Here is a 20,799-nt window from a genome sequence, read left to right as displayed (position 1 = left end):
GATGGGGAGTCAGTCTAGGCAAGTATCGGGCAGTAAACCAGAGTGGCGTCCTGCCCGATAGCGTTCATCGTTTATCAGTCAGCGGCGGGGGAGGCCGGAACCTGAATGGCGAGCTGGTCGGCGAGGCGTACGAACGCGGCCAGATCCAGTTGCTCCGGACGCAGGCTGCCATCGACGCCGGCGGCTTCGATTTCAGCGTTGCTGAGCAATTGCTTGAGGGTGTTGCGCAAGGTTTTGCGGCGTTGGTTGAACGCTTCGCGCACCACGCGCTCCAGCAGCTTGTGATCCTTGGCCGGGTGCGGCAGTACGGCGTGAGGCACCAGACGGACGATCGCCGAGTCGACTTTCGGCGGAGGATTGAACGCGCCCGGGCCAACGTTGAACAGGTGCTCTACACGGCAGTGGTACTGAACCATGATCGACAGGCGACCCCAGTCACCGCCACCCGGGCCTGCGGCCAGACGCTCGACCACTTCTTTCTGCAGCATGAAGTGCATGTCGCGAATGATGCCAGCGTTGTTCAGCAGGTGAAAAATCAGCGGCGTGGAAATGTTGTACGGCAGGTTGCCGACCACTCGCAGGCTGTTCGGCGCCGCATTGAGCGTGTTGAAGTCGAACTTCAGCGCATCGCCCTGATGCAGGTTGAAATTGCTCTTGCCGGCAAACTGCTGGTTGAGGATCGGGATCAGGTCCTTGTCCAGTTCCACCACGTCGAGTTGCGCGCCGGAACTGAGCAGGCCGGCGGTCAATGCGCCTTGGCCCGGGCCGATTTCCAGCAGGCGATCTTCAGACTTGGCGCTGATGGAGCGCAGGATGCGGTCAATAACGCCGGCATCGTGCAGGAAGTTCTGGCCAAAGCGTTTGCGCGCCTTGTGTTGGTATTGCTCGGTCATAAACGGGTCTCGGCCATCTGGTAGGCGGTTTCCAGGGCGACTTGCAGGCTGCCGGTGTCGATCTTGCCGCTGCCGGCCAGATCCAGGGCGGTGCCGTGGTCGACCGACGTGCGGATGATCGGCAGACCCAGGGTCACGTTGACGGCAGCGCCGAAGCCTTTGTACTTGAGCACAGGCAGGCCCTGGTCGTGGTACATCGCCAGCACTGCGTCGCAGTGCTCCAGATATTTGGGGGTAAACAGAGTGTCGGCAGGCAGCGGGCCACGAAGGTCCATGCCCTCGCCGCGCAGGCGCTCTAATGTCGGTTCAATGATGTCGATTTCTTCATGGCCCAGGTGGCCGCCTTCACCGGCGTGCGGGTTGAGCCCGCAGACCAGGATGCGTGGCTGGGCGATGCCGAATTTGTGTTGCAGGTCGCTGTGCAGAATCCGCGTCACGCGCTCCAGCCGTTCTGGTGTGATCGCGTCGGCAATCTCGCGCAGGGGCAGGTGAGTGGTGACCAGTGCCACGCGCAAACCACGCGTGGCGAGCATCATCACCACTTGTGCGGTATGAGTCAGGTCGGCGAGGAATTCCGTGTGCCCGGAAAAGGCGATGCCTGACTCGTTGATCACGCCCTTGTGCACAGGGGCGGTGATCATCCCGGCGAAGTCGCCGTTGAGGCAACCGTTGCCGGCGCGGGTCAGGGTTTCGAGGACGAACGCAGCGTTGGCCTTGTCCAGTTGCCCGGCAACCACGGGGGCGCTGAGCGGCGTATCCCAGACATACAGGCTGTTGGCGGGCGCCGGAGCGTCCGGCCAGTGATCAGGCGCAACATCCAGCAAAGTGACAGCCAGCCCCAGCTGCGCGGCCCGCTCAAGGAGCAAGTCGCGGCTGGTGATGGCAATCAGGGGATGTGGCTGGGCTTGCGAGGCGAGCAGCAGGCACAGGTCGGGACCGATGCCGGCTGGTTCGCCGGGTGTCAGCGCGAAACGCTGGGGTTTCACTGCGCTGCCTGGTCTGCACCAGGGAGTTTGATCTCTACGTACGCTTCGTCACGGATCTGACGCAGCCAGGTTTGCAGCTCTTCGTCGTATTTGCGGTTACGCAGTACGGTCATGGCTTGCTGCTCACGGGCCTGTTCAGTGCTGTCGGTGGCGCGACGGCCAAGGACTTCGAGAACGTGCCAGCCATATTGGGTCTGGAACGGCTTGGACAGCTGACCTTGTGGGGTCTTGGCCATCACTTCGCGGAATTCCGGAACCAGTGCGTTCGGGTCGATCCAGTTCAGGTCGCCGCCGTTAAGCGCCGAGCCTGGGTCTTCGGAGTAGCTTTTGGCCAGAGTGGCGAAATCTTCGCCGGCCAGAATGCGCTCGTACAAGGATTGAACCAGCGCCTTGGTCTTCGCTTCATCGCGAATCGGGCTCGGCTTGACCAGAATGTGACGTACATGCACTTCATCGCGCATCTGCGCTTCGCCACCGCGTTTTGCCAGCAGCTTGAGGATGATGAAGCCACCCGGTGTGCGGGCAGGTTGAGTGATGTCGCCGACGGCCATGCTGCTCAACTCGCGGTCGAACGGCGGTGGCAGTTGCGCGGCTTTACGCCAGCCCATGTCGCCGCCTTCCAGCGCGTTGTCGCTGCCGGATTTGGCAACGGCCATCTGGCCGAAGTCAGCGCCTTGCTTGAGCTGCTGGTAAACCTCCATGGCCTGACGGGCTGCACTTTGAATGGCTTCAGAGTTGGCGCTTTCCGGCGTCGGGATCAGGATGTTGGCCAGGTGCAGTTCTTCGGACAGTTGCATTTTGCCCAGGTCGGAGGCGAGGAAGTTTTTCACTTCCTGTTCGGAAACCTGAATGCGTTCTGCCACGCGACGCTGACGCACACGGCTGATGACCATCTCGCGCTTGATCTGCTCACGGGCGTCGTCATAGTTCAGACCGTCGCGAGCCAGGGCGGAGCGGAACTGCTCAACAGTCATGTTGTTGCGCTGAGCAATGGTGCCGACCGCCTGGTTCAGCTCTTCGTCAGTGATGCGGATGCCAGAGCGTTCGCCAATCTGCAGTTGCAGGTTTTCGACGATCAGGCGCTCGAGCACCTGTTGATCCAGTACGCCAGGAGGCGGCAGGCCACCGCCACGCTTGGCGATGGTCTGTTGAACTTCGTGGACACGTTGGTCCAGTTGGCTCTGCATGACCACGTCGTTGTCGACGATCGCTACCACTTTGTCGATGGATTGAACTGCGGCGTTAGCCGCAGTACCCAGGAACAGCGCGCCCAGCATCAGCGGGCGCAGACAATCAGAAAGCTTGGTCTTCACGTTCACGATAACCTTGAATGCCTTTGTCGAGGAAGCTCTCTACCTTGGCGCCGGTGAGGCCGCCGAGTCCCTTCAGAACAATTTGGAGGAAGACGCCATGGTCGCCTTTTTCGTTTTGCGGAGCATCCTGGCTGAACTCGTCATAGGAAACCCAGTAACGGTTGATCAGGCGCAACTTCCAGCAGCAGTTGTCGTACTCGAAACCACCGAAGGCTTCCAGGGTACGGTTGCGGTTGTAGTCGTACTGCCAGCGGCTGATCGCGTTCCACTGCGGAACGATCGGCCAGATGACCGAGAAGTCATGCTGCTGGATCTTGTAGTAGTCCTTCACATAGCCAGCTGTGCCAGGTGTGCCGTAGTCGCCACCCATCTGCCACTTGCCCGTTGTCTGGTCGTAGCGGATCTGGTCGTTGCGATAGCGATAGCCGGCGTTGATAACCTTGTTCGGGTTGTCTTCAGGCTGATAGTGGAACATCGCACTGCCGGAACGCGGGCTGCGGCTGTCCGGATCCCAGTTGTAGTCGGCAGTGGTGCGCCAGTCGCGGTTCCAGCGGTATTCGTATTCAAGCGCATACGGAGACACATTGGAGTGCGCGTCGTCACGGGTTTTCGCGTCGATACCTGGCAGTTGAACTTCACGATCCTTGAAGTACAGGGCCTGGCCGACACTGATGCGTTGACGCTCGAACCCGTCGTCTTCGATCCAGCGGCTGGTCACGCCCAGCGACAGTTTGTTCTCGTCGCCGACACGGTCGGAGCCTGCGAAGCGGTTATCACGGAACAGCGACGCATAGTTGAAGGTGTATTCGCTGGTGTCGAACACCGGGATATCGTTCTGGTCTTTCTCGGGTACATAGAGATAGAACAGGCGCGGTTCCAGGGTCTGGCGATAGTTCTTGCCGAAGAACGACGTGTTGCGGTCGAAGTACAGGCCGCTGTCGATACTGGCGATCGGGACGCCACGGTTTTGCGAGCTGCTGTACTTCTCACCCAGCGCCGAAGCGCCGTTGCGGTTAGTCACCAGGTCGTCTTTACCTTGTCCGTCGAGATCCAGATCGTACTGGGTGTACTGATACTTGAGCGATGGCTTCAGGAAGCCATAGGTCCAGTTCATCGGCAGGCTGACACCCGGTTTCAGGTTCAAACGATCGCCGTTGGCGCGAGCCAGGCCTGCTACGTTGGTATCAAGGCGCGATGATGAATTGCCATTTTCATCGATGAAATTGCCGGTTTTCAGATCACGATCAAACCGCACCAACTCGGTCTCGTAATCGAAGTCCAGGCCTTGCGGATGATACGGCAGCTGACCATTGAAGGTGATCTGCGGCAGGCGGCCATACGGCGTGATGCTCGCAACGGTCGCCAATTGGTACTGCTGGGCATTCAAGCGAGCGGTGTAGCTGTCACCCCGATAGCTGATCGAACCTTGCTGGTTCACGAAGTCGCTGGACTTCACGCCAATCTGATCGGTCTGCAGATCCTGGAAGTAATACGGATCGCTGATCTTGGTGTAGTCGACTTCAGTGAACACACGGGAGTCGAGACCGCCCTTGTGCTGCCAGTTGTACATGTAGCGGGTTTTTTCGTAGTCGGTCTGCTTGCTGCGCTCGGTATCGTCATCGTTCAGATACGCGGCACCGAACTGACCTTCACTCGACTTGGTCAGGTAACGGAATTCGCCTTCCACCAGCATGCCGCGCTTGCTCATGTAACGCGGGTACAACGTGGCGTCGTAGTTCGGCGCCAGGTTGAAGTAGTACGGTGTAACCAGCATGAAGCCGGTGTCGCTGCCGCTGCCGATGGTCGGCGGCAGGAAGCCCGACTGACGACGGTCGTCGATCGGGAAATAGATGTACGGCGTGTACAGAATCGGAATGTCTTTAACGCGCAACGTCACGTTGGTCGCGGTACCGAAACCGGTGGCCGGGTTCAAGGTGATGTTGTTGCCCTTGAGCTGCCAGGCATTGCTGTTCGGTTCGCACGTGGTGTACGTGCCGTCCTTCAAGCGAATGATCGCGTTCTCGGCACGTTTGGCGTACAGCGCATTACCGCGGATACGCGATTTGTGCATCACGTATTCGGCGTTGTCGACTTTCGCTTCACCGGTGTCGAGCTGCACGTCGGCGTGGTCGCCGACGATCAGCGCACCGTTGTCGCGGATGCGTACATCGCCATTGAGTTCGGCGCGGCTCTCGGCCTGATACAGGCTGGCCTCGTCGGATTCGACCTGCATGCTGCCCTGACGCAGAACGACATCGCCGGCCAGCGTACCGACTTGATCATCGGTGTTATAGCGCGAGGCTTTTGCGCCGATAAAGGTCGGTGCATCGCTTTTATTCGTCTTGTCATTCATGCCAGGACGAATCGGTTCGATATAGGCACCAGAGCAGTAAGGCCCGGTCTCGGCCAATTGGGCGGCGGTGAGCTTCTCGCGCGGAACCCAGTCGAGGTGACTGAAGTCTTCGCTACGGGATTTCAGACCGCGGCCCTTGGCTTCGGTGACCAGCGCCGTTTTAGGGGCTGTGTCGGCAACCGAACCGTTCTCGGTCGCGGCTTCGCCGGTAGCGCTGACGGCACTGCCGTCATGCACTGGGCGCGGCGGCAACGCAGCAGCGGTTGATTTGGGCGCACAGGCCCAACCACCCGAAGCCGAGACGGAGCAGTCATACTGCTCGGCGGCAACAACGAATTGACTGGCCAGAGGTTGCATAGCCAGCAGACTGCCGGTTACCAACAACGGAAATTTTTTACGAAACGCGGGGGATTTCAATGCCATCTTATTAGTCCGGGCTTCCTGCGTGCCATCTGCCCGCGGTGTGGGCCGCACGCCTCTCGATGGTCTGAAAAAGATGCTGGATAATAAAGCATGACCCGCTTGACGGCTAGCGCCGTCGGAGACCCTTGCAATGCCTGACCAAGATGTACGCTTGCAACACCTGAAAGTTTGGCTCGATGAGCAGTTGGCAATCCTGTTTGCAGATCAGGGCTGGGGCACCGTGCCCCCGGCCACGTTGACCGCGGCCAGCAGCGACGCGAGTTTCCGCCGCTACTTCCGTTGGGAAGGCGAGGGTCGCAGCTTCGTCGTGATGGACGCGCCGCCGCCCCAGGAAAACTGCAAACCGTTCGTGGATATCGCTTTTTTGCTGGCGAAATCCGGAATAAATGTGCCGAAAATTTATGCCGAGGACCTTGAGCGTGGATTTCTTTTGCTCAATGACCTGGGTAACAAGACCTATCTCGACGTGATCGATGGCGAAAATGCCGACGCATTATTCAGTGATGCCCTGCAAGCGCTGCTGGCTTTTCAGCAATTGCCGATGGTCGCACCGTTACCGAGCTACGACGTTGCCTTGCTGCGCCGAGAGCTGGAACTGTTCCCCGAGTGGTACGTAAAGCGTGAACTCGGTGTCGAATTCGACGCGACCCAGCAACAGCAGTGGCAGAAGGTCAGCGATCTGCTGATCGACAGCGCACTCGCGCAGCCCAAAGTGCTGGTGCACCGCGACTACATGCCGCGCAACCTGATGCTCAGCGAGCCGAACCCCGGTGTGCTGGATTTCCAGGATGCGGTCTACGGCCCGGTGACCTACGACGTGACCTGTCTGTTCAAGGATGCCTTTCTCAGCTGGCCTGAAGAGCGTGTGCGCGGCTGGCTGGAAAGCTACTGGCAGCAAGCCTCGGCACTGAATATCCCGGTGCAGCCGGACTTCGAAGACTTCCTGTGCGCCAGTGACCTGATGGGCGTACAGCGCCACCTGAAGGTCATCGGCATCTTCGCGCGCATTTGTCATCGTGATGGCAAGCCGCGTTATCTGGCCGACGTACCGCGCTTCTTCTCTTATATAGAGGCGGTGATTGCGCGTCGTCCTGAATTGGCAGAACTGCAAGCGCTGTTCACCAGCCTGCGGGGTGGAGCAACAGCATGAAGGCAATGATTCTGGCGGCAGGCAAAGGCGAGCGCATGCGCCCGCTGACCCTGACTACGCCGAAACCACTGGTGCGTGCCGGCGGTGTCCCACTGATCGAATATCACCTGCGGGCTCTCGCTGCCGCAGGGTTCAACGAGATCGTGATCAATCACGCCTGGCTCGGTCAGCAGATCGAAGATTATCTGGGCGACGGCTCGCAATTTGGCGTGAGCATTCAGTATTCGCCGGAAGGTGAGCCACTGGAAACCGGCGGCGGGATTTTCCGTGCGCTGCCGTTGCTCGGCGATGATGCGTTTCTGGTGGTGAACGGTGATATCTGGACCGATTACGACTTCAGCGTCCTGCACCAGCCGATCAACGGGCTCGCGCATCTGGTACTGGCGGACAATCCGGCGCACCACCCGCGCGGTGATTTCACACTGGTCGACGGCGAAGTGCACGACGGTCAGCCGGACGCTGCGACCCTGACTTACAGCGGCATCGCCGTATTGCATCCGCAACTGTTCGACGGCTGTACCGACGGTGCCTTCAAACTGGCGCCGCTGTTGCGTAACGCCATGGCGGCTGGCGAAGTCACGGGCGAGCGTCTGAAAGGTCACTGGGTGGATGTCGGTACGCACGAGCGGCTGGCCGAAGCTGAAACATTGATAGAAGCGAGTCGCTGACATGTTGTGGCCAGGGACTCTGATTGGAGCCGGAGCGGGTTTTGCGATTGCCAGCATTCCGGGGGCCATGCTTGGGGCATTGTTGGGGCAGGCGCTGGATCGGCGCCTGCACTTGCAAAGCTGGGGGCATTTGCGCGAAAAACTCGGCGGTCGGCCGATGTTGCGCAATGACGAATTGTTGTTTGTGCTGCTCGGGCGTCTGGCCAAAAGTGACGGTCGGGTCACTGACGGGCATATCCAGCAGGCGCGTAACGAAATGCGTGCGCTGGAAATGAGCGAGCCGGCGACGCGTCGGGCGATTGCCGCGTTCAATCGCGGCAAGTCCGGCAGCGACAATCTGCGCGGTTATCTACGGCGCCTGAGTGCGCAGCCGCATGCCGCCGAAGGTGTGTTGCGCGCCTGTTGGCGGATGGTCTGGGCCGATGGTCGCGCGGGTGTCAGTGAGCGTGAACTGCTGGCGCAATGGGGCAAGTGGCTGGGCTGGACGACGCATCAGGTGCAGGCACTGGCCAATGATTACGAGCCGGGCAAACGACCGATCGTCAGCGCTGCTGTGAGTTATCAGGAGGCGATGCGTTTATTGGGCGTGTCGGCGTCCAGTGAACCGGCGCAGATCAAGCGCGCCTATCGGCGCCTGCTCAGTCGTCATCATCCGGACAAGATTGCCGGGTCGGGGGCGACGCCAGTGCAGGTGCGTGAAGCCACCGAAAAAACCCGTGAGCTGCACAACGCCTACACGTTGATTCGTGAGCGGCGGGATTTTCGCTAACCGTTAGATGTGTAGCGACTGCGCTGGCCTCTTCGCGAGCAGGCTCGCTCCCACCATGGACTGTGTACGCAGATCCATGTGGGAGCGAGCCTGCTCGCGAAGGGGGAGACTCGGTCTTTCTGTCAGTCCGTGTTCTGCGGGTTCAGCCAGCCACGCACCCGGCGGAACAACTGTTCCTGTTCAGCCTTGTTATCCGGCAAAGCCTTGAGCGCGACCTGGCTGAACGCCGAGGTCTTCAAGCGCTTGCTCGCCTGCATGCGCTCCAGCGCGGCGTTGCGATCCAGCGGCTTGTCCATATAGAAAATATCGGCGGTCGGCAGCTTCAGTGTCGGCGTCACTTCGGCCAGTGGCGGTTTGGCCTTGGCTGGCATCTGTGCATCGACCATGACGAACTTTTCTACCTGCGCCGTTTGTTTCTCGCTCAGGTATCGCGCGGCCCAATAGGCGCCAGTGCCGTGCCCAAGCACGACAATGCTGCGTGCGCTCTGCTGCTCGGCGTAAGCAATCGCGGCGTCGATGCGCGCGAAGATGCGTTCGGCGTCGGCCTTGGATTGCTCTTCAGTGGTTTCGGCGACCACCTGATCCGCCACTTCTGCTTCACCGCCAGCGGCTTGCTCGATCGGCTGCGCGGTGGTGGAGTCCTTGCTGCCGGACTCCGGGGCTTTCGGCACAGCGGGTGCCTCGATCACGCGCGGTGCAAAGGCGTCGCTTTGCAAGTCGGGCAGCGTAATACTCAGGCTGCTCCATTTTGCATCCGGCAGTTTGCGCCGCAACGGGCCGATTGCCTGCGGCCAGTCAGCGGTTTCGCCGGTGCCGGGGACGATGATCACTGCGCCTTTCGGTTCGGCAGTGTTGGCCGGTTTCCACAGGGCGAGGAAGGTGTCGGTACCGGCCTGCAACTGTTGCTGTTCTTGCGCCGGGACTTTACGTTCCAGTGCGGCGGCCTCTTCCTGACTACGCTCAAGCAGTGGCTGGCGTTCGGCCGGTTTTTCTTCGGCCGGTTTTTCCGCTGTGGCGGCGGGTGCCGGATCGGCGGCTTCGACGGAAAACGCACAAGGCAGGAGCAGCGACAGGCACAATGCTGGCATTGCCAGGCGGTAGACAGAGGGCATCGGTTATTCCAGGCCAGAAAGTATCCCGGCAGCCTAATGGGTTGGTCAGAATTTGTCAGTGTATGAGACTTCAATGAAGCGATTTTGCTGCCTGTGGGTTATCGGCTGTTTGTGGTTTCCCTTGATGGGCTGGGCGGCGCCTGCGCCGCCTTCTCATCTCGCACAGTTGTCGGCGAGCCAGCAGCAATGGCTGGCGCAACACAATGAATTGCGCGTCGGCCTGGTGTTGCAAGCCCCGTATGCGCAATACGACCGGCGCTTGCAACGGCTGTCGGGGGCCAACGTCGAGCTGATGAAGTTGCTGGCCAAGGTGCTCAATGTCGAACTGAGCTGGCGCAACTTTCAGGATCTCGCGCAATTGGACGCCGCCATGCGCGAGGGCGAGATCGATATCGCTCCGGGCCTGAGCCAGACCCCGAGTGCCCTGCGTCTGTGGCAGTTCTCTGATCCGTACATGCGCGTGCCGCAACTGGTGGTCAGCGACCAGAAGGCCAGTGGTGTGGTCGATCTGGAGAAGCTCGACAGCCAGATCCGCGTCGCCGTGCGCATGCCCAGCAGCACGGCTGATTACCTGCGCGGCAACTACCCCCATCTGAATCTGCAAGGTGTACCACTGGAGCGTCAGGCCTTGCAGTTGCTGTTGAGTCAGCAGGCCGCCTACGCCGTGGTCGATGAGGCGCAACTCGGGCGCTTGTCGGTAGAGCCTGAGTTCGCCGGGCTGGTGGTGGTCGGCGATATCGGCCTGCCACAACTGCTGCGCGTCGGCTCGCGCCGCGATTGGCCAGAGTTGGCCGGCATCATTCAAAGTGCGCTGCGTGCCATCCCGGCCAAGGATCTGGAGCAGTTACACAACCAGTGGCTGCAACCGAAATATCCGCGACTCTCGGAGTCGCCGGGGTTCTGGCAAAACCTCAGCTTGTTGTTTGCAGTGATGCTGCTCAGTTGTGTCGCGATCGTGTTCTGGCAGCGTCGCCAACAGCACAGCCTCGAACAGCGATTGCTGGCCGCCCGGGAAGACATCGCCTTGCGCGCGGCCAACGAAGAAGCGCTGCGGTTGACGCAGTTCTCCATCGACCAAAGCACCGTCGGCATCCTTTGGGTCAACTGGGACAGCCATGTGCGCTACGCCAATCGCGCGGCGGAAATCATGCTCGGTTATCCCTCGGGCGGACTGATCGAACGGCCATTGATCGACTTCGAACCGGGTCTGCACATGGACCGCTGGCTCAATCTGTGGAAGCGCGCGCGGGCCAGTGAAGAAGGTCCGCTGAGTTTCGAAACCAGTTGCGTGCGGGCTGACGGCAGTATTTTGCCGGCGGATGTCTCGCTGAGTTTCCTGCGCTTTCGCGACAGTGAATACCTGGTGGTGTACCTCACCGACGTCACCGAGCGCCGTCGCGCCCTCGCCGCGTTGCAGGAAAGCGAGGCGCGTCTGCAAGGCATCGCCGCCAACGTGCCGGGATTGGTGTTTCGTCTGGAGCGCGCGCCGGTGACCGGGCAGATCGACTTTGCCTACATCAGCGAGGGCAGCGAAAGCCTGGTCGGTTACGCCCCGGCCACCATAGCCCATCGCGACATGGGTCTGCGCAGCCTGGTGCATCCCGACGATAAGGCGAGTTATCACCGCACTCAGGATCAGGCTTTGGACACCGACAGTGACTGGTCGTGGCAGGGCCGGATCCTCACGCGTCAAGGCCAGCAGCGCTGGGCCGAGATCAAGGCGATCACCCGGCAACTGGAGGATGGCGCCTATGTCTGGGACGGCATCGTCTGGGACATCACCGAGAGCAAGCGTATCGAGCTGGAACTGGCGGCCTCCCGTGAGCAACTGCGCGAACTGTCGGCGCACCTTGAGAGCGTGCGTGAAGAAGAGAAGGCGCGCATTGCCCGCGAGGTTCACGATGAACTGGGGCAGATGTTGACCGTGCTGAAGCTGGAAACATCGATGTGCGAGTTAGCCTACGCGCAACTCGATCCGGGGTTGAACGAGCGGTTGAACAGCATGAAACGCCTGATCGCTCAGTTGTTCCAGTTGGTGCGCGACGTGGCCACGGCGCTGCGACCGCCGATTCTCGATGCCGGGATTGCCTCGGCGATCGAGTGGCAGGCGCGGCGCTTCGAGGCGCGTACGCAGATCCCGTGTCTGGTGCAGGTACCGGATAATCTGCCGGTACTCAGTGATGCCAAGGCAATTGGCTTGTTCCGGATCTTGCAGGAGGCGCTGACCAATGTGATGCGCCATGCTCAGGCGCATACTGTGGAACTGACGTTGGCGCTGGAAGGCGATGAGTTATGTCTGACGGTCAGTGATGATGGCGTAGGATTTGTTCCCGCCAGCGGTCGACCGACTTCGTTTGGCCTGGTCGGCATGCGTGAGCGGGTGCTGATCATGGGCGGGCGGTTGGTGCTGGAGAGTGAGCCGGGGGAGGGCACCAGTCTGAATGTTTGGGTGCCGGTGAGTGAGGTTTGAAGATATGTGGTGTTTGGGCTGACGCTTTCGCGAGCAGGCTCGCTCCCACAGGGATTGCTGTGTACCTGAAATCTGGAGAAAAACGTGATCCGTGTACTGGTAGCCGAAGACCACACCATCGTCCGTGAAGGCATCAAACAATTGATCGGCCTGGCCAAGGATCTGCAAGTAGTGGGCGAGGCGAGCAATGGCGAGCAATTGCTTGAGGCCCTGCGCAGCGTGCCGTGCGAAGTGGTGCTGCTCGACATCTCCATGCCCGGGGTCAATGGCCTGGAGGCGATCCCGCGAATCCGCGCGCTGAACAATCCACCGGCGATCCTGGTGCTATCTATGCACGACGAAGCGCAGATGGCTGCGCGGGCGCTGAAGGTCGGAGCCGCCGGGTATGCGACCAAGGACAGTGACCCGGCGCTGTTGCTCACCGCCATTCGTAAAGTCGCGGCGGGTGGGCGATACATTGATCCGGATCTGGCGGATCGCATGGTGTTTGAAGTCGGCCTGACCGATGCACGGCCGCTGCATTCGTTGCTGTCCGAGCGCGAGTTCTCGGTGTTCGAACGCCTGGCCCAGGGCGCCAACGTCAACGACATCGCCCAGCAACTGGCGCTGAGCAGCAAAACCATCAGCACCCACAAGGCGCGGCTGATGCAGAAGCTCAACATCACCTCGCTGGCCGAACTGGTCAAATACGCGATGGAACACAAACTCCTCTAAATGCACCACAAAACTCTGTGGGAGCTGGCTTGCCAGCGATGAGGGCATGTCAATCACATCAATGTCGGCTGATCCACCGCTATCGCTGGCAAGCCAGCTCCCACAGGTTTCGTTGTTTAACCCTGGATTGTGAGCATATCTGTTAGCGACAGGCGCTTTTGCTTGTTCTTGCAGCTTGCAGCTCAACCCTCGCCACTGCCTTATCCATTAGCGCCATCCTTGTAGGGCAATCCCTACCCCCAACCTTCCATCCGGCTGAGGCGATTCTCTCCTGCGCCCCGATTTGCGCGCCTGTCAGCAGCCACTAGGCTTAACCCACAAGCAGTCATCAACAACAAAGGTGTGGGTATGAGCCAGGTCGATACAAACGCAGGGGCCAGTGATGTGCTGGTCAGCTTTCGTGGAGTGCAGAAGAGCTACGACGGCGAGAACCTGATCGTCAAAGACCTCAACCTGGACATTCGCAAAGGCGAATTTCTCACCCTGCTCGGGCCGTCCGGTTCCGGCAAGACCACCAGCCTGATGATGCTCGCCGGTTTCGAAACGCCGACCGCTGGCGAGATCCTGCTGGCCGGGCGTTCGATCAACAACGTGCCGCCACACAAGCGTGACATCGGCATGGTGTTCCAGAACTACGCGCTGTTCCCGCACATGACCGTCGCCGAAAACCTCGCGTTCCCGCTGAGCGTGCGTGGCCTGAATAAAAGCGACGTCAACGACAAGGTCAAGAAAGTCCTCAGCATGGTCCAGCTCGATGCGTTTGCCTCGCGCTACCCGGCGCAGTTGTCCGGTGGTCAGCAGCAGCGTGTGGCGCTGGCCCGCGCGCTGGTGTTCGAACCGCAACTGGTGCTGATGGACGAACCCCTCGGCGCCCTCGACAAGCAACTGCGTGAACACATGCAGATGGAAATCAAACACCTGCACCAGCGCCTCGGCGTAACCGTGGTCTACGTGACCCACGATCAGGGCGAAGCGCTGACCATGTCCGATCGCGTTGCGGTATTCCATCAGGGCGAAATCCAGCAGATCGCCCCGCCGCGCACACTTTACGAAGAGCCGAAAAATACCTTTGTTGCCAACTTCATCGGTGAAAACAACCGCCTTAACGGTCGCCTGTTGAGCCAGAACGGCGAGCGTTGCGTGGTCGAGTTGGGCCGTGGCGAAAAGGTCGAGGCGCTGGCGGTCAACGTCGGCCAGACCGGCGAACCGGTGACTTTGTCGATCCGTCCGGAGCGCATCAGTCTCAACGGTTCCAGCGATCAATGCGTTAACCGCTTCTCAGGGAGGGTGGCGGAATTCATCTATCTGGGCGACCACGTCCGGGTGCGCCTGGAAGTCTGCGGCAAGACCGACTTCTTCGTGAAACAGCCGATTGCCGAGCTCGATCCAGCGCTCGCGGTCGGTGACGTGGTTCCGCTTGGCTGGCAGGTCGAGCACGTACGCGCACTCGATCCTCTTCTAGAGGCGAACTGATCGCCCCGGCAATACCAACACCAACCCTGCACGTGGAGAGAACAATAAATGTTGAGATCCCTGAAGTTCACCGCCCTGACCCTGGGCCTGATGGGTGCGGCCAGCGCGATGGCCGCCGGCCCGGATTTGACCGTGGTGTCGTTTGGCGGGGCGAACAAGGCCGCGCAAGTCAAAGCCTTCTATGCACCGTGGGAAGCGGCGGGCAACGGCAAGATCGTCGCTGGCGAGTACAACGGCGAAATGGCCAAGGTCAAAGCCATGGTCGACACCAAGAGCGTGTCGTGGGACTTGGTCGAAGTTGAATCGCCAGAGCTGTCCCGTGGCTGCGACGAAGACATGTTCGAACAACTCGACCCGGCGCTGTTCGGCAAGACTGAAGACTACGTCAAAGGCGCGATTCAGCCGTGCGGCGTGGGCTTCTTCGTTTGGTCGACCGTGTTGGCTTACAACGCCGACAAGCTGAAAACCGCCCCGACCAGTTGGGCGGATTTCTGGGACACCAAGAAATTCCCGGGTAAACGTGGCCTGCGCAAAGGCGCCAAGTACACCCTCGAATTCGCTTTGATGGCCGATGGCGTAGCGCCGAAAGACGTCTACAAAGAGCTGGCGAGCAAGGGCGGCCAGGATCGCGCGTTCAAGAAGCTTGATGAGCTGAAGCCAAGCATTCAGTGGTGGGAAGCCGGCGCGCAACCGCCGCAATACCTCGCTTCCGGTGACGTGGTGATGAGCTCGGCTTACAACGGTCGCATCGCGGCGGTGCAGAAGGAATCCAACCTGAAAGTGGTGTGGAACGGCGGTATCTACGACTTCGACGCCTGGGCCATCCCGAAAGGTCTGGACGCCAAACGCGCGGAAGCGGCGAAGAAGTTCATCGCCTTCTCGGTACAGCCGCAGCAGCAGAAGACCTACTCGGAAAACATCGCCTATGGCCCGGCTAACACCCAAGCCGTACCGCTGCTGGCCAAGGACGTCCTCAAAGACATGCCGACCACCCCGGAAAACATCGCCAACCAGGTGCAGATCGACGTCAGCTTCTGGGCTGACAACGGCGAGCAACTGGAGCAGCGCTTCAACTCCTGGGCTGCGAAGTAACCCGAGCATACGGGCCGACGGCTTTCCGGATGATCGTTCCCACGCTCTGCGTGGGAACGCCGCCCGGGACGCTCCGCGTCCCCGTGTGACGCAGAGCGTCACTGGATTCATTCCCACGCAGAGCGTGGGAACGATCAGTAGCAAAAGTTCGAGGTGGTATTCACCACCTCTGTAACGATCAAAGATTTGCGGAGTACGTCATGGCCATCGCCGTTCCCCTGAACGAGGGCAACAGCCCCACCTTGAAGCAGAAGCTCAAGCGCGCCGAGCGGGTCAACCGCTGGAAGGCTCGAGCGCTGATTGCGCCGCTGGTGCTGTTTCTGTTGCTGGTGTTTCTGGTGCCGATCGTGGCGCTGCTCTACAAAAGCGTCGGCAACCCCGAAGTGGTCGGCGGCATGCCGCGCACCGTGGCGGCCATCGCCAGTTGGGACGGCCGCGGCCTGCCCGCTGAACCGGTCTACAAAGCCGCCGGCGAAGACCTCGCCGAAGCGCGCAAAAACCAGACGCTGGGCGATCTGTCCAAGCGCTTGAACATGGAGTTGGCCGGCTATCGCAGCCTGTTGACCAAAACCGCCCGGGCGCTGCCGTTCGCCAGCGAACCGGCCTCTTATAAAGAAGCGCTGGAAGCACTCGACGAACGTTGGGGCGACCCGGCCTACTGGCAAGCGGTCAAACGCAACACCAGCAGCATCACCCCGTATTACCTGCTGGCGGCAGTCGATCACCGCATCGACGACCTCGGCGAAATCGCCCCGGCCACGCCGGATCAGGCGATCTATCTCGACATCTTCGCCCGCACGTTCTGGATGGGCCTGGTCATCACCGTGATCTGTCTGGTGCTCGCGTATCCACTGGCCTACCTGTTGGCGAACCTGCCATCGCGGCAAAGCAACCTGCTGATGATTCTGGTGCTGCTGCCGTTCTGGACCTCGATCCTGGTGCGCGTCGCCGCGTGGATCGTGCTCCTGCAATCCGGCGGGTTGATCAACAGCGGCCTGATGGCCATGGGCATCATCGATAAACCGCTGGAACTGGTGTTCAACCGCACCGGTGTGTACATCTCGATGGTGCACATCCTGCTGCCGTTCATGATTCTGCCGATCTACAGCGTGATGAAAGGCATCTCGCCTACCTACATGCGTGCCGCCATTTCCCTCGGCTGCCACCCGTTCGCCAGTTTCTGGCGGGTGTACTTCCCGCAGACCTACGCCGGTGTTGGCGCCGGTTGCCTGTTGGTGTTCATCCTCGCCATCGGCTACTACATCACCCCGGCGCTGCTCGGCAGCCCGAACGATCAAATGGTCAGCTACTTCGTCGCCTTCTACACCAACACCAGCATCAACTGGGGCATGGCCACCGCGCTGGGCGGGCTGTTGCTGCTGGCGACTGTAGTGCTTTATCTGATTTACAGCTGGCTGGTCGGCGCCAGTCGCCTGCGCCTGAGCTAAGGGGAATTCGAAATGCTGAGTCCTTACATGTCGCCCATTGAACGGGTGTGGTTCTACAGCCTGCGGATTCTCTGCGGCTTGATTCTGTTGTTCCTGATTCTGCCGGTGCTGGTGATCATTCCGCTGTCGTTCAACTCGGGGAGTTTTCTGGTCTATCCGCTGCAGGGTTTCTCGCTGCAGTGGTACCACGACTTCTTCGCCTCGGCGGAATGGATGCGCGCACTGAAGAACAGCATCATTGTTGCCCCGGCGGCGACGGTACTGGCGATGGTCTTCGGTACGCTGGCGGCGATCGGTCTTACTCGCGGTGACTTCCCCGGCAAATCACTGGTGATGGCGTTGGTGATTTCGCCGATGGTGGTGCCGGTGGTGATCATCGGTGTGGCGAGTTATCTGTTCTTCGCGCCGCTGGGATTGGGCAACAGCTTCTTCTCATTGATCGTCGTGCATGCGGTGCTGGGTGTGCCGTTTGTGATCATCACGGTGTCGGCGACGTTGCAGGGGTTTAATCACAATCTGGTGCGGGCGGCGGCGAGTCTCGGTGCATCGCCACTGACGGCGTTCCGCCGAGTGACCTTGCCGCTGATTGCGCCGGGGGTGATTTCCGGGGCGCTGTTTGCCTTTGCGACGTCGTTTGATGAGGTGGTGGTGACGCTGTTTCTCGCAGGTCCCGAGCAGGCGACGTTGCCTCGGCAGATGTTCAGCGGGATTCGCGAGAACCTCAGCCCGACGATTGCGGCTGCTGCTACGTTGCTGATTGCCTTCTCGGTCATCTTGTTGCTGACCCTGGAATGGCTGCGTGGTCGTAGCGAAAAACTGCGGACTGCTCAGGTTTAAGGGCCAGATCAAAAGCTTACCCCCTCACCCCAGCCCTCTCCCCCAGGGGGGGCGAGGGGGAAAGGGAGCAGATCTTCATGGCTTTCGAGGCCTGAGTTCGACTCGGTATTTCAGGTCGGTGTACTTCGAGAGTACAACGCGGTCAGTCCCCTCTCCCTCGGGGAGAGGGCTAGGGTGAGGGGCTCTTGCTCTTGCTCTCGCCTGCGAGGGGTCATTCACCAGATGAATAGCAGACAACCCCAATTCCCCAGCTAATCTTGTGCCCAGCTCCCACATCTATAAGAGGCTGCGCACGATGAGTCTGTCCCAGTTCAAAATCGCTCATAAACTGATCACCGGCGCCGCCGCCATCGAACAACTGGCCGCCGAACTCACACGCCTCGACATCGACAACCCATTGATCGTCACCGATGCCGCGCTGGTCAAATCCGGCACGGTAGAGCTGGCGCTGGTGCAACTCGGTGGTCGCGACTACGAGATTTTTGACCGCGTTTTGCCAGACCCGGAAATTGCCATCGTCGAAGACTGCATGCGTGTCTACCGCGAAGGCGGGCATGATGGTTTGATCGGCCTCGGTGGCGGCAGTGCCATCGACATCGCCAAAAGCGTCGCCGCCTACGCCGGTTACCACGGCGCGCTGGAGGACCTGTTCGGCGTCGACCAGGTGCCGCGCAAAGGCCCGCCGCTGATCGCCATCCCGACCACCGCCGGCACCGGTTCCGAAGTTACCAACGTCGCGATCCTCTCGGACAAAGTCGCGCAGTTGAAGAAAGGCATCGTCAGCGACTTTCTATTACCGGACGTGGCGCTGGTCAGCCCGCAGATGACCCTGACCTGCCCGCGCAGCGTCACCGCCGCCAGTGGTGTCGACGCGCTGGTGCACGCCATGGAATCCTATCTGTCGGTGAATGCCTCGCCGATCACCGACTCGCTGGCCATCGGCGCCATCAAGCTGATCGCCAACGCGTTGCCCAAGGCCTACGCCAACGGCACCAACCTGCAAGCGCGCGAAGACATGGCCACCGCCAGCCTGATGGCCGGCATGGCGTTCGGCAATGCCGGGGTCGGCGCGGTGCATGCGCTGGCGTATCCGCTGGGCGGGCGTTTCAACATTGCCCATGGCGTCAGCAATGCCTTGCTGCTGCCGTATGTCATGACCTGGAACAAGATGGCCTGCGTCGAACGCATGCAGGATATTGCCGAAGCCATGGGGGTGAAGACTGCTCATCTGAGTGCCGCCGAAGCAGCGGATAAAGCCGTGCAGGCAATGAGCGATCTGTGCGCAGCCGTGGAAATTCCGGCCGGGCTGCGCAGTTTCGGTGTGCCGGAAGAGGCAATCCCGGCGATGGCCGTGGAAGCGGCGGGCATTGAGCGGCTGATGCGCAACAATCCGCGCAAACTCAGCGCTGGGGACATCGAGAAGATCTACCGCGCGGCGTATTGAGTCAGCGCCCGTCCTCCGTCATGGCACAACCCAATCATCGCGGTCACGGTGCGCGCTTGGAAACTTGAGGTATACAATGCGCGCCATCGTGATTTAGCTCAGAAAAGGTGCGTCATGCAGCCCTTCGTAATTGCTCCGTCGATTCTCTCCGCCGACTTCGCCCGCCTCGGCGAGGAAGTAGACAACGTTCTTGCCGCTGGCGCCGACTTCGTCCACTTCGACGTCATGGACAATCACTACGTGCCAAACCTGACCATCGGTCCGATGGTCTGCGCGGCATTGCGCAAGTACGGCGTCACCGCGCCGATCGATGCGCACCTGATGGTCAGCCCGGTGGATCGTATCGTTGGCGACTTCATCGAAGCCGGCGCCACCTACATCACCTTCCACCCGGAAGCCACGCTGCACGTTGATCGTTCGCTGCAACTGATCCGTGAAGGCGGCTGCAAATCCGGTCTGGTGTTCAACCCGGCGACGCCGCTGGACGTGCTCAAGTACGTGATCGACAAGGTCGATATGGTCTTGCTGATGAGCGTCAACCCAGGCTTCGGCGGGCAGAAATTCATTCCCGGCACCCTCGACAAACTGCGCGAAGCGCGAGCGATCATCGATGCCTCTGGCCGTGACATCCGTCTGGAAATCGACGGCGGCGTCAACGTCAACAACATCCGCGAAATCGCCGCGGCGGGCGCTGACACCTTTGTTGCCGGCTCGGCGATCTTCAATGCGCCGAACTATCAGGAAGTCATCGACAAGATGCGTTCCGAACTGGCGCTGGCGCGCCCATGAGCGGGTTTGAGCAGCTGTTCCCGGGGAAACTGCCACGGCTGGTGATGTTCGATCTGGATGGCACACTGATCGACTCGGTTCCAGACCTGGCAGCGGCGGTGGACACCATGCTGCTCTCACTTGGCCGCCAACCTGCGGGCATCGAATCGGTGCGCGAGTGGGTGGGCAACGGCGCGCCGGTCCTGGTGCGCCGCGCCTTGGCCGGTGGCATCGATCATTCGGCGGTGGATGACGTTGAGGCCGAGCATGCACTGGAAGTGTTCATGCAAGCCTACGGCGCCAGCCATGAGCTGACCGTGGTCTATCCCGGCGTGCGCGACACTCTCAAGTGGCTGCACAAGCAGGGCGTGGCCATGGCGCTGATCACCAACAAGCCGGAGCGCTTCGTCGCGCCGTTGCTGGATCAGATGAAAATCGGCCGCTACTTCAAGTGGATCATTGGCGGCGATACCTTGCCGCAGAAGAAACCGGATCCAGCCGCGCTGTTTTTTGTAATGAAAATGGCCAACATTCCGGCCTCGCAATCGTTGTTCGTCGGCGACTCGCGCAGCGATGTGCTGGCGGCGAAAGCGGCGGGGGTCAAATGCGTAGCGCTGAGTTATGGCTACAACCATGGCCGACCGATTGCCGAAGAATCACCGGCGCTGGTCATCGACGATCTGCGCAAGCTAATTCCCGGTTGCCTAGGTTCCGCCGCTGAGATAACGTTGCCCGACGCTGCTCAATCCCGTTCTGGAAACGCCATCGTGGTGGTCACTCGCAAACTCTGGATGAAAGTCATCAAGGCCCTGGCCCGCTGGCGTTGGCGCGCCTGACTTGTTCCTGGCCGGCCTGCCGGCGCGTTTGCATACCTGACTGATTTGCC

The 20,799-nt window shown here is 60.5% G+C and carries 17 protein-coding genes; 12 read left to right on the top strand and 5 right to left on the bottom strand.

Annotation, left to right across the window (positions count from 1 at the left end):
• Window positions 1-74: 74 nt before the first annotated feature.
• From rsmA to AC3IUF_RS27060, 4 genes are read right to left on the bottom strand one after another with little or no spacing between them, the layout of a single operon-like run.
• On the bottom strand, window positions 75-893 hold the full coding sequence (gene rsmA / locus AC3IUF_RS27075) for a 16S rRNA (adenine(1518)-N(6)/adenine(1519)-N(6))-dimethyltransferase RsmA (protein WP_007910128.1): 819 nt from the start codon (window positions 891-893) through the stop codon (window positions 75-77).
• On the bottom strand, window positions 890-1,879 hold the full coding sequence (gene pdxA / locus AC3IUF_RS27070; RefSeq protein WP_414915555.1) for a 4-hydroxythreonine-4-phosphate dehydrogenase PdxA: 990 nt from the start codon (window positions 1,877-1,879) through the stop codon (window positions 890-892). The genes rsmA and pdxA overlap by 4 nt, the downstream gene beginning before the upstream one ends.
• On the bottom strand, window positions 1,876-3,192 hold the full coding sequence (surA, locus tag AC3IUF_RS27065; protein WP_045121567.1) for a peptidylprolyl isomerase SurA: 1,317 nt from the start codon (window positions 3,190-3,192) through the stop codon (window positions 1,876-1,878). The genes pdxA and surA overlap by 4 nt, the downstream gene beginning before the upstream one ends.
• The gene (locus AC3IUF_RS27060) at window positions 3,173-5,968 is read right to left on the bottom strand and encodes an LPS-assembly protein LptD (protein WP_007910133.1); all 2,796 of its coding nucleotides are present in this window, start codon (window positions 5,966-5,968) and stop codon (window positions 3,173-3,175) included. The genes surA and AC3IUF_RS27060 overlap by 20 nt, the downstream gene beginning before the upstream one ends.
• Window positions 5,969-6,098: 130 nt before the next feature.
• Here AC3IUF_RS27060 and AC3IUF_RS27055 point away from each other — a divergent pair, with 130 nt between their 5' ends.
• Genes AC3IUF_RS27055 through AC3IUF_RS27045 form a run of 3 tightly spaced genes read left to right on the top strand, consistent with a single transcriptional unit; the run spans window position 6,099 to window position 8,555 of the window.
• Entirely contained in the window at window positions 6,099-7,118 is a 1,020-nt protein-coding gene (locus AC3IUF_RS27055; protein ID WP_489279763.1) for an aminoglycoside phosphotransferase family protein, read from the top strand.
• The gene (murU, locus tag AC3IUF_RS27050) at window positions 7,115-7,786 is read left to right on the top strand and encodes an N-acetylmuramate alpha-1-phosphate uridylyltransferase MurU (protein WP_489279762.1); all 672 of its coding nucleotides are present in this window, start codon (window positions 7,115-7,117) and stop codon (window positions 7,784-7,786) included. The genes AC3IUF_RS27055 and murU overlap by 4 nt, the downstream gene beginning before the upstream one ends.
• A gap of 1 nt (window position 7,787) precedes the next feature.
• A complete protein-coding gene (locus AC3IUF_RS27045) occupies window positions 7,788-8,555 on the top strand; it encodes a TerB family tellurite resistance protein (protein WP_007910140.1) in 768 nt (255 codons plus the stop codon).
• Window positions 8,556-8,677: 122 nt separating this feature from the next.
• Here AC3IUF_RS27045 and AC3IUF_RS27040 read toward each other — a convergent pair whose 3' ends face one another.
• A complete protein-coding gene (locus tag AC3IUF_RS27040) occupies window positions 8,678-9,667 on the bottom strand; it encodes an alpha/beta hydrolase family protein (RefSeq protein ID WP_489279761.1) in 990 nt (329 codons plus the stop codon).
• A gap of 73 nt (window positions 9,668-9,740) precedes the next feature.
• Between AC3IUF_RS27040 and AC3IUF_RS27035 the strand changes: the two genes are divergently transcribed.
• From AC3IUF_RS27035 to AC3IUF_RS26995, 9 genes are all read left to right on the top strand, one after another.
• Window positions 9,741-12,137 (top strand): PAS domain-containing sensor histidine kinase, encoded by a 2,397-nt coding sequence (locus tag AC3IUF_RS27035; protein WP_095112706.1) that lies wholly within the window; start codon window positions 9,741-9,743, stop codon window positions 12,135-12,137.
• An 84-nt stretch (window positions 12,138-12,221) separates the two neighbouring features.
• Window positions 12,222-12,851 (top strand): response regulator, encoded by a 630-nt coding sequence (locus AC3IUF_RS27030; protein ID WP_007910149.1) that lies wholly within the window; start codon window positions 12,222-12,224, stop codon window positions 12,849-12,851.
• A gap of 348 nt (window positions 12,852-13,199) precedes the next feature.
• A complete protein-coding gene (locus AC3IUF_RS27025; RefSeq protein ID WP_007910151.1) occupies window positions 13,200-14,324 on the top strand; it encodes an ABC transporter ATP-binding protein in 1,125 nt (374 codons plus the stop codon).
• 48 nt (window positions 14,325-14,372) lie between these two features.
• The gene (locus tag AC3IUF_RS27020) at window positions 14,373-15,416 is read left to right on the top strand and encodes an ABC transporter substrate-binding protein (RefSeq protein WP_038363355.1); all 1,044 of its coding nucleotides are present in this window, start codon (window positions 14,373-14,375) and stop codon (window positions 15,414-15,416) included.
• 200 nt (window positions 15,417-15,616) lie between these two features.
• Window positions 15,617-16,864, top strand: a complete 1,248-nt coding sequence (locus AC3IUF_RS27015; protein ID WP_489279758.1) for an ABC transporter permease — start codon at window positions 15,617-15,619, stop codon at window positions 16,862-16,864.
• Between the two features lie 12 nt (window positions 16,865-16,876).
• Complete coding sequence (locus AC3IUF_RS27010) at window positions 16,877-17,701, top strand: ABC transporter permease (RefSeq protein WP_016985352.1); 825 nt, start codon at window positions 16,877-16,879, stop codon at window positions 17,699-17,701.
• Between the two features lie 295 nt (window positions 17,702-17,996).
• Complete coding sequence (locus AC3IUF_RS27005; protein ID WP_489279756.1) at window positions 17,997-19,145, top strand: iron-containing alcohol dehydrogenase; 1,149 nt, start codon at window positions 17,997-17,999, stop codon at window positions 19,143-19,145.
• A gap of 114 nt (window positions 19,146-19,259) precedes the next feature.
• Window positions 19,260-19,934: a ribulose-phosphate 3-epimerase gene (rpe, locus tag AC3IUF_RS27000; protein ID WP_007918813.1), complete on the top strand. Its 675-nt coding sequence runs from the start codon at window positions 19,260-19,262 to the stop codon at window positions 19,932-19,934.
• On the top strand, window positions 19,931-20,749 hold the full coding sequence (locus AC3IUF_RS26995) for a phosphoglycolate phosphatase (protein WP_007918811.1): 819 nt from the start codon (window positions 19,931-19,933) through the stop codon (window positions 20,747-20,749). The genes rpe and AC3IUF_RS26995 overlap by 4 nt, the downstream gene beginning before the upstream one ends.
• Window positions 20,750-20,799 lie beyond the last annotated feature (50 nt).

The sequence above is a fragment of the Pseudomonas sp. KH_040 genome, assembly GCF_057839305.1.
Note: the sequence above shows the minus strand (reverse complement) of the source record. Positions and strands in the feature narration are given on the sequence as shown.

Excerpts from the sequence above, each read along its gene's own strand:
- AC3IUF_RS27035 (WP_095112706.1), top strand. The coding sequence starts at position 9,741 with ATGAAGCGATTTTGCTGCCTGTGGGTTATCGGCTGTTTGTGGTTTCCC.
- AC3IUF_RS27060 (WP_007910133.1), bottom strand. The coding sequence starts at position 5,968 with ATGGCATTGAAATCCCCCGCGTTTCGTAAAAAATTTCCGTTGTTGGTA.
- rpe (WP_007918813.1), top strand. The coding sequence starts at position 19,260 with ATGCAGCCCTTCGTAATTGCTCCGTCGATTCTCTCCGCCGACTTCGCC.
- AC3IUF_RS27040 (WP_489279761.1), bottom strand. The coding sequence starts at position 9,667 with ATGCCCTCTGTCTACCGCCTGGCAATGCCAGCATTGTGCCTGTCGCTG.
- murU (WP_489279762.1), top strand. The coding sequence starts at position 7,115 with ATGAAGGCAATGATTCTGGCGGCAGGCAAAGGCGAGCGCATGCGCCCG.
- AC3IUF_RS26995 (WP_007918811.1), top strand. The coding sequence starts at position 19,931 with ATGAGCGGGTTTGAGCAGCTGTTCCCGGGGAAACTGCCACGGCTGGTG.
- rsmA (WP_007910128.1), bottom strand. The coding sequence starts at position 893 with ATGACCGAGCAATACCAACACAAGGCGCGCAAACGCTTTGGCCAGAAC.
- AC3IUF_RS27025 (WP_007910151.1), top strand. The coding sequence starts at position 13,200 with ATGAGCCAGGTCGATACAAACGCAGGGGCCAGTGATGTGCTGGTCAGC.
- AC3IUF_RS27045 (WP_007910140.1), top strand. The coding sequence starts at position 7,788 with ATGTTGTGGCCAGGGACTCTGATTGGAGCCGGAGCGGGTTTTGCGATT.
- AC3IUF_RS27020 (WP_038363355.1), top strand. The coding sequence starts at position 14,373 with ATGTTGAGATCCCTGAAGTTCACCGCCCTGACCCTGGGCCTGATGGGT.
- AC3IUF_RS27010 (WP_016985352.1), top strand. The coding sequence starts at position 16,877 with ATGCTGAGTCCTTACATGTCGCCCATTGAACGGGTGTGGTTCTACAGC.
- AC3IUF_RS27015 (WP_489279758.1), top strand. The coding sequence starts at position 15,617 with ATGGCCATCGCCGTTCCCCTGAACGAGGGCAACAGCCCCACCTTGAAG.
- AC3IUF_RS27005 (WP_489279756.1), top strand. The coding sequence starts at position 17,997 with ATGAGTCTGTCCCAGTTCAAAATCGCTCATAAACTGATCACCGGCGCC.
- AC3IUF_RS27055 (WP_489279763.1), top strand. The coding sequence starts at position 6,099 with ATGCCTGACCAAGATGTACGCTTGCAACACCTGAAAGTTTGGCTCGAT.